Genomic DNA, 8,080 nt, shown 5'->3' with positions numbered 1-8,080 from the left:
GCATCGTCGGGCGCTGCGATCTCCTGCGCCGGCATCGCCTTGAGCCGGGACATCAGGTCGGGCAGGCTGAAAGTCCAGCGCGCCGGCGCGGCCGAACCGGTCAGCAGCAGGCTGAAGCCGCGCTCGCGCATCAGATTGATCGGGTGAAACAGGGCCGCCGGGTCACCGACGCGGTCGGCGTCATCCAGCGCCAGCGGCTGCTGCGCCAGCGCATCCACCGTCGCCGTCGTCAAGGCGTCGCCGGCGCTCACCAATGCGCCGGGGGTCCGGCTGGCCCAGATCTGCGCCAGATGGGTTTTGCCGCTGCCCGCCTGGCCGTAGAGGATCAGCACGCCGTTCGGCCAGTCGGGCCAGCGATCGATCCAGGCAAGCGCCGCCGCGTTGCCGGGAGCAACAAGAAAGTCCTCACGCGCGTAGGATACCGGCAGCGTGAGGCCGAGGCTGAGCTGGTCGGGCATTATCCGTTCGGCGGGTTCTGCTTCGGCGCCGGCTGCGGCGGCGGGCTGTCGGGCGGCTCGCCCGGCCGGTACAGCCAGCTTTCGCGGTAGCGCGTGAAGGCGAAGCGCATCAGTACGCCGATGACCGCGAACAGCGGCACCGCGATCAGGATGCCGACGAAGCCGAACAGCGCGCCGCCGGCGAGCAGCGCGAAGATCACCCAGACCGGATGCAGGCCGACGCGCTCGCCGACCAGCTTGGGCTGCAGGAAATTGCCCTCTATGAACTGGCCAAGTCCGAAAACCGCGGCCACCAGGCCGATCCAGACATAGTCCGGCCAGAACTGCGCCAGCGCCACGCCCATGGCGACGATGAAGCCGAATACGCTGCCGACATAGGGGATGAACGAGATCATGCCGGCGGTGACGCCGATGAACAGGCCGAACTGCACGCCGAGCAGCGACAGGCCCAGGCCGTAGAAGGCAGCGAGAAACAGGCAGACCAGGATCTGGCCGCGCACGAAGCCGGCCAGAACGCGGTCCATCTCGCGCGCCTGTTCGCGGATCGTCTCGGCATGATCGCGCGGCAGATAGGCATCCACGCGGGCCATCATGTGATCCCAGTCGCGCAGCAGATAGAAGCCCACCACCGGGGTGATCACCACCAGCGACAGCATGTTAAACACCGCCCAGCCGCCGCCCAGCAGGCCGTTGACCACGTCTCCGATCATGCTCATCGCCTGCGCCTTGTTGTCTTCCAGCGCCTGCTGCACGTTGCTGCGCAGGTCGATGTTGAAGCGGTCGGCGATGCCCTGCACGTAGGGCAGAACGCGGTCGTTGAAAGCCTGCACCAGCAGCGGCATCCGCTCGATGAAGCTTTCCAGCTGGTTCATCACCACCGGCACCAGCAGTGTAATCGCCAGGATGGTGACGAGAAAGAAGACGACCATGATCAGCACGGTGGCCAGCGTGCGTGACATGCCACGCTTCTCCAGCCGGTCGGCCACCGGATCGAGGAAATAGGCGACGCCCATGCCGGCCACGAAGGGCAGCAGGATGTTGCTGAGCAGCACGAGCAGCGCGACGATGGCCGCGATAATGCCGACCCAGGCCAGCATCTGCTGCCGCATGGTCATGGCTGCCGGCTCCGGATCTGCCAGAAACCGTCACGCTGCTCGAGCACGATGTCGCGCTGCGCGAGAGCCGTACTGAGCTGGCCGGGATCACCGTAGAATTCGATCTGCAGCTGCGCGTCGCGGTGAGACAGGTGCAGGACCTCGAAGTGGCGCACCAGCGGCATGGCGGCCAGCGTGCTGCGCAGCCGGTTCCACTCCGGCAGGCCGGCGAAGGCGGCCGCGGCGCTGAGCTGCCCCTGCTTCTCCGGATCGATCACCGTATCCATCTTCCATCGCGTCTCGATCCGGCGGCTCAGATCGAGCGCACCCGACAGCAATGCCTCTTCCTGCGTCCCGCCGGTTGCCGTGAAGGCATCGAGCCTCTCGAGGAAGGCGGCTGGCCCGCTGTGGTAGGGATGCATGTCGACCCGCACATTGCCCGGCTCCGCCCGCTGCAGAGTGGCCGAAACCACCAGGGCATCCTGATAGCCCAGCTTGTCGGCATACGCCCGCAGGTTCTCCGGATTGCCCAGCAGTTGCTGAAGCGGTGGCGCATCCGCATCCGCGGGAGCGGCGATCAGCGGCACGAGCCCATCAGCTTCCGGCCGGCTCTGCCAAGCCACGCGCCAGGGATTGTCGGCTTCCCAGAGTTTGCTTTCGGTGGCGGTCTGCCAGACCGGGATCACCAGCACCGGGCGGCTGACGGTTTCCGAATAGGGCAGCCGCGCGTCCTGCAGCAGTCGCCGCACCTCGTCGGCCCGAAAACGCACGGTGATGCGGGCGATATAACGGGTCGCCGAGGTGCGTTCCTCGTCAATCTCGAACCCGGCAACGGTCTGGTTCAACAGGGCCTCGCTGGGCCGCGGCAGACGACCGTGATCCTCCGGGCGGGTCAGCCGGCGCATCAGCGCCAGAAAGGCGCGGCGCTGGCCTTCACCGATCGCTACCGGGCGCGCCGCGGCGGCACTTTCGGCGGTCGCGTCGACGGGAATACCGGTGACAACGAAGGGGTCGGCCTTGCGCGGCTCGGCCCGGATGGCCGCGCCCTGCTCCGGCCGCAGCCCCTGCGCCCCTGCCGGGGCACTGACGCCCGCTGCCGCAAGACCGAGAAAAAGAAAGCCGAAACAGCGTCTTACGGTACGATACCGGAGCATTGCAAACAGGGGCGGAATGGGTATGTTGCCAGCCGTCACTCTAGCCGCCGTGGAGGCCATCATCAACACGTCGCCGCTTTACAAGGCCGCAGGCGTCGACATCGATGCCGGCGAAGCGCTGGTCGATGCGATCAAGCCGCTGGCCGCTTCCACGCGCCGCAAGGGTGCCGATGCGTCCCTCGGCGGTTTCGGTGCCCTCTTCGATCTCAAGGCCGCCGGATTTACCGATCCCATCCTCGTTTCTTCCACCGACGGCGTCGGCACCAAGCTGAAGATCGCCATCGAGACCGGACGCCATGACGGTGTCGGCATCGACCTCGTCGCCATGGTGGTGAACGACATCCTGGTGCAGGGCGCCGAGCCGCTCTTCTTCCTCGACTATTACGCAACCGGCAAGCTCGAGGTGGATGTGGCCCGCCGCGTGGTCGCCGGCATCGCCGAGGGCTGCCGCCAGGCCGGCTGCGCCCTGACTGGCGGCGAGACGGCCGAGATGCCCGGCATGTATGCCGCGAAGGATTACGACCTTGCCGGCTTTGCCGTCGGGGCCGCCGAACGCGGCCAGCTGCTGCCGCGCGGCGTCGCTCCGGGCGATGTGCTGCTCGGCCTCGCCTCCTCGGGCGTGCATTCCAACGGCTTTTCGCTGGTGCGCAAGGTGATCGCCGATAACGGCCTCACCTTCGAGAGCCCGGCGCCCTTTGCTGCCGGTCAGTCGCTGGCCGAGATTCTGATGGTGCCGACGCGGATCTATGTGAAAAGCTGCATGCCGCTGGTGCGCGACGGCAGCATCAAGGCCATGGCGCATATCACCGGCGGCGGCCTGGTCGACAATGTGCCGCGCGTGCTGCCCGGCGGCACCAGGGCGGTGATCGACGCCACCACATGGGAGATGCTGCCGGTTTTCCGCTGGCTCAAGTCTGCCGGACAAATCTCCGACGCGGAAATGGCACGCGCCTTCAACTGCGGTATCGGTCTGGTGGTTGCTGTCGCGCCGGAAAAGGCCGAGGCGGTGCAGTCCGCACTGAAGGCCGCCGGCGAAACCGTATCCCGCATCGGCCGCATCGAGACGCTGGACGACGCCGCAGCCGAGCCGGTCTGCGAAGTCGTCAACACGGCCAGGGCCTGGAACTGACATGACGGCGACCCGGCGCGCCGTTGCCGTGCTCATTTCCGGGCGCGGCAGCAATCTGCGCGCCTTGATCGAGGCGGCGAAGGCACCGGACTATCCCGCCCGTATTGCACTGGTCGTATCGAACCGCGCAGATGCCGAAGGACTCCGCCTCGCCCGGGACCATGGCATCGAAACGGCCGTGATCCCGAGCAAGGGCAAGGAACGCGCCGCTTTTGATGCCGAAGTTGACGCACTGCTGCGCGCGAAGGGCATCGAACTGGTCTGTCTGGCCGGTTTCATGCGCATCCTGACGCCGGAATTCGTCGCCGGCTGGACAGGCAGGATGATCAACATTCATCCGTCTCTTCTGCCCGCCTTCAAGGGCGTGAACGTCCACGAGCAGGCGATCGAGGCCGGCGTGCGGATCAGCGGCTGCACCGTGCATTTCGTGATTCCCGAACTCGATGACGGGCCGATCATCCTGCAGGCCGCCGTGCCTGTGCCGCCCGGTGCCACGCCCGCGCAGCTCGCCGATCTGGTGCTGGAGCAGGAGCACAGGATTTACCCGCAGGCGCTGCGCTGGCTTGCCGAAGACAGGCTTCAGATCGATGGGCGCGCGGTACGGATCAGGGGTGCTGCCCCCGCATCGGGCGCGCTGATCAGCCCGGCATTGTAGCCATACGGAAAAGGCCCGGCATTGCTGCCGGGCCTTTCGCATTCAGCAGGGCTGAACGATATCAGCCGACGATCTCGGTGCCCGAGAAGAAGTAGGCGATCTCGACGGCAGCCGTCTCCGGCGCATCCGAGCCATGCACCGAGTTGGCTTCGATGCTCTCGGCGAATTCCTTGCGGATGGTGCCAGGCGCGGCGTTGGCCGGGTTGGTGGCGCCCATCACTTCGCGGTACTTGGCGATGGCGTTCTCGCCTTCCAGCACCTGCACGACCACCGGACCGGAGATCATGAAGCTGACCAGATCCTTGAAGAAGGGCCGGTCCTTGTGCACGCCGTAGAAAGTCTCGGCCTGCTTCTGGCTCATCCATATGCGCTTCTGCGCCACGATGCGCAGGCCGGCGGCCTCGATCTTCGCATTGATCGCGCCGGTCAGGTTGCGGCGGGTGGCATCCGGCTTGATGATCGAGAAGGTGCGTTCAATCGCCATGGTCGGATCGTCCTTTCGGGGCATTGGCGGGGAAAAATGTGGCGGCTATATAGAGGCTCCGCCGCGCCCCTGCAACCGTCCGGCCCAGCTCCCAAGGCTCTGAAATGCTGAGTTTCCGCGATTTGACCTACCGGATTGCCGGCCGTGTGCTGCTGGATCATGTCTCGGCCACGATCCCGGCCGGGCACAAGGTCGGCCTGGTCGGCCGCAACGGGACCGGAAAATCGACCCTGTTCCGGATCATCTGCGGGGAGCTGCAGACCGAGACCGGCGGGGTCGAACTGCCGAATGACTGCAAGATCGCCAAACTGCCGCAGGAGCCGCCCGGTGGCAGTCAGACCCCGATCCAGTATGTGCTGGCCGCAGATACCGAACGCGAAGCGCTGCTGGCGGAAGCCGAGGAGCTGGAGAACTCCACCAGCATGGAGGATGCCGAGCGCATCGCCACTGTGCATATGCGGCTGGCGGAGATCGATGCCCATTCCGCACCAGCCCGTGCCGCCGTCATCCTCGCCGGCCTGGGTTTTGACGAGGAGATGCAGAACCGGCCGCTCGACAGTTTCTCCGGCGGCTGGCGCATGCGCGTGGCTCTGGCGGGCTGCCTGTTTTCAAACCCCGATCTGCTGCTGCTCGACGAGCCGACCAACCATCTCGACCTCGAAGCATCGCTCTGGCTGGAAGGCTATCTGAAGTCCTGGCCACGCACCTTCCTGCTGATCAGCCACGACCGCCATTTCCTGAACAGCGCGGTCGAGCACATCCTCCATATCGACAACACCAAGCTGGTGCTCTATCGCGGCAACTACGACGACTTCGAGACCGAGCGCCGCCTGCGCATGGAGCAGCAGACGGCATTGGCGCAGCGTCAGGCCGAACAGCGCAAGCATCTGCAGGATTTCGTCGACCGCTTCCGCGCCAAGGCCTCCAAGGCCCGGCAGGCGCAAAGCCGCCTGAAAATGCTGGCAAAAATGCAGCCGATCGCCGCGGCCGTCGAAGATCCGACCGTGATATTCCGCCTGCCCGATCCCGAGGAGCTGCCGCCGCCGCTGATCGTGCTGGACAACCTCACGGCCGGTTACGTGCCGGACAAGCCGGTGCTGCGCCATGTCGATCTGCGCATCGACATGGAAGACCGCATCGCCATGCTGGGCGCCAACGGCAACGGCAAGTCGACGCTGGCGAAGATCCTGGCCGGCACGCTGAAACCGCAGGCCGGGCAGATCCGTCGCTCCGGCAAGCTGCGCATCGGCTACTTCGCCCAGGACCAGGACGAGGTGCTGGACGAGAGCCGCACGCCGGTGGATCACCTCGCCGACCTGATGCCGAACGCGACGGTCGAACAGCTGCGCACCCGGCTGGGCGGTTTCGGCCTGACACGAGAAAAGGCGCAGACCGCAGCCGGCAAGCTTTCAGGCGGCGAGCGCGCGCGGCTGCTCTTCGCCATGGTGACGCACCATGCGCCGCATCTGCTGATCCTTGACGAGCCGACCAACCATCTCGACATGGATACGCGCGACGCCCTGGTGCAGGCGGTGAACGAGTTCAAGGGAGCCGTAATCCTGGTCAGCCATGATCGCCACATGGCGGAAGCCTGCGCCGACCGGTTCTGGCTGGTCGCCGACGGCACGGTGAAGGATTTCGATGGCGATCTCGACGACTACGCGCGCTATCTCGCCGACAAGCGCCGCGCCGCGGCAACCGTCAAGCTGAAGGGTGGCGGCAACTCCGAGACCTCAGCCGCGGACCGCAAGGCCGAGCGCAAGCAGGCGGCGGCCGCGCGGCAGGCCCTCGCCCCCCTGCGCATCGCCGTGCAGAGCGCCGAGAAGGCTCTGGCCCGGCTGAACGCCGAGAAGATGCAGCTGGATGCAACGCTGGCCGATCCCGACACCTACACGACCATGACGCCGGCAAAGCTGGCCGAGCTGCAGAAGCAGCATGGCGAGATTGTAAGGAAGATCGAGGCCGCCGAAGAAACCTGGCTGGAAGCACAGGCGAAGCTGGAAGAAGCGCAGAGCGAAGCGGCCTGACCTAGCCTTCCGCCTTCTTCACCCAGCCGCCGGTTTCGCTTTGCTGCCAGTAGGTCAGCGTATGGCCGGCATCTTTCGCGCGTTTCCAGCGGAGACGTGCCGCCGCCACCGCTTCCTCATCATTGCCATCGAAGAGGTCGCAGACGCGCTCGTAAGACGCGGCATCGGCGGTGTCGGCACCATCCACCAGGAACAGCACCTGCGCGCCATTGGGCCGCTCGTCTTCCGTAGTGAGATAGATCGGCTGCCTGTCGGCAAACCCGTCCGCCTTTGTGCCATGCGGCAGGAAGCTGGCGCGACTGTAGGTCCAGAGCGTGCCATTGAGTGCATCGATGCGCTCTTCGGATCCGCCCTTGACGACAGCGCGCCAGCCGCGCTGCAGGGTCTTCTCCAGCAGTTCCGGCAGGACCTGTTCGAGGCGCCGCCGGGTCAGATGGTAGAAGAGCAGTTCGGTCATGCCGGAAGCGCGATCAGCGTTCCTCGTAGTAATCGGCGACGAGACGGTTGAGCAGCCGCACGCCGAAGCCGGTGGCACCCTTCGGCACCGTGGCCTTGTCCTTCTTGCTCCAGGCCGTACCGGCAATATCGAGATGCGCCCAGGGCGTCTTTTCCTGCACGAAGCGCTGCAGGAACTGCGCCGCGGTGATCGAACCGGCGCCGAAGCCGGGGCCGGCGATGTTCTGCATGTCGGCAATGGAGGATTTCAGGCCTTCGTCATAGGCATCCGAGAGCGGCATGCGCCAGACCAGCTCATCCTCCGCCTTGCCGGCCGACGCCAGCTGTTCCGACAGCCTGTCATCGTTGGAGAACAGGCCGGCATGCTCATGGCCCAGCGAGATGATGATCGCGCCGGTCAGCGTGGCTAAGTCAACCATGACCTGTGGCTTGAAACGCTCCTGGCAGTACCACATGGCATCGCACAGGATAAGCCGGCCTTCGGCGTCAGTGTTCAGTACTTCGATGGTCTGCCCTGACATGGAAGTCACCACGTCACCCGGCCGCTGCGCCGTTCCCGACGGCATGTTTTCCACCAGCGCGACCACGCCGACCACGTTCGCCTTCGCCTTGCGGCCGGCGAT

Annotated in this window: 9 protein-coding genes; 3 read left to right on the top strand and 6 right to left on the bottom strand. The window is 65.9% G+C overall.

The features are described from left to right. The 3 genes from VKZ87_RS10845 to VKZ87_RS10835 all read right to left on the bottom strand — a co-directional run. The coding region (locus VKZ87_RS10845) for a DNA replication protein (RefSeq protein WP_324221275.1) at window positions 1-458 on the bottom strand (458 nt) is incomplete at its 3' end. Continuing rightward, the gene (locus tag VKZ87_RS10840; protein WP_324221274.1) at window positions 458-1,573 is read right to left on the bottom strand and encodes an AI-2E family transporter; all 1,116 of its coding nucleotides are present in this window, start codon (window positions 1,571-1,573) and stop codon (window positions 458-460) included. The genes VKZ87_RS10845 and VKZ87_RS10840, both read right to left, overlap by 1 nt. After that, on the bottom strand, window positions 1,570-2,706 hold the full coding sequence (locus VKZ87_RS10835) for a DUF2066 domain-containing protein (RefSeq protein WP_324221273.1): 1,137 nt from the start codon (window positions 2,704-2,706) through the stop codon (window positions 1,570-1,572). The genes VKZ87_RS10840 and VKZ87_RS10835 overlap by 4 nt, the downstream gene beginning before the upstream one ends. 22 nt (window positions 2,707-2,728) lie before the next feature. Here VKZ87_RS10835 and purM point away from each other — a divergent pair, with 22 nt between their 5' ends. Both purM and purN read left to right on the top strand, forming a co-directional pair. After that, window positions 2,729-3,835, top strand: a complete 1,107-nt coding sequence (gene purM / locus VKZ87_RS10830) for a phosphoribosylformylglycinamidine cyclo-ligase (protein WP_324221272.1) — start codon at window positions 2,729-2,731, stop codon at window positions 3,833-3,835. Window position 3,836: 1 nt separating this feature from the next. Beyond that, window positions 3,837-4,490 carry a phosphoribosylglycinamide formyltransferase gene (gene purN, locus VKZ87_RS10825; RefSeq protein ID WP_324221271.1) on the top strand — a complete coding sequence of 218 codons (654 nt, stop codon included), beginning with the start codon at window positions 3,837-3,839 and terminating at the stop codon, window positions 4,488-4,490. A 61-nt stretch (window positions 4,491-4,551) separates the two neighbouring features. Here the strand turns inward: purN and ndk are convergent, their stop codons facing one another. Further along, window positions 4,552-4,974 carry a nucleoside-diphosphate kinase gene (gene ndk, locus VKZ87_RS10820; RefSeq protein ID WP_324221270.1) on the bottom strand — a complete coding sequence of 141 codons (423 nt, stop codon included), beginning with the start codon at window positions 4,972-4,974 and terminating at the stop codon, window positions 4,552-4,554. Between the two features lie 104 nt (window positions 4,975-5,078). Here ndk and VKZ87_RS10815 point away from each other — a divergent pair, with 104 nt between their 5' ends. Beyond that, entirely contained in the window at window positions 5,079-7,001 is a 1,923-nt protein-coding gene (locus tag VKZ87_RS10815) for an ABC-F family ATP-binding cassette domain-containing protein (RefSeq protein WP_324221269.1), read from the top strand. Between the two features lies 1 nt (window position 7,002). Here the strand turns inward: VKZ87_RS10815 and VKZ87_RS10810 are convergent, their stop codons facing one another. Both VKZ87_RS10810 and VKZ87_RS10805 read right to left on the bottom strand, forming a co-directional pair. After that, on the bottom strand, window positions 7,003-7,458 hold the full coding sequence (locus VKZ87_RS10810) for a DNA polymerase III subunit chi (RefSeq protein ID WP_324221268.1): 456 nt from the start codon (window positions 7,456-7,458) through the stop codon (window positions 7,003-7,005). Between the two features lie 13 nt (window positions 7,459-7,471). Continuing rightward, window positions 7,472-8,080: leucyl aminopeptidase family protein (locus VKZ87_RS10805; RefSeq protein WP_414655645.1), on the bottom strand; the 609-nt coding region annotated here is incomplete at its 5' end.

Source organism: Ferrovibrio sp. (genome assembly GCF_035304305.1).
Taxonomy (GTDB): domain Bacteria; phylum Pseudomonadota; class Alphaproteobacteria; order Ferrovibrionales; family Ferrovibrionaceae; genus Ferrovibrio.
Note: the sequence above shows the minus strand (reverse complement) of the source record. Positions and strands in the feature narration are given on the sequence as shown.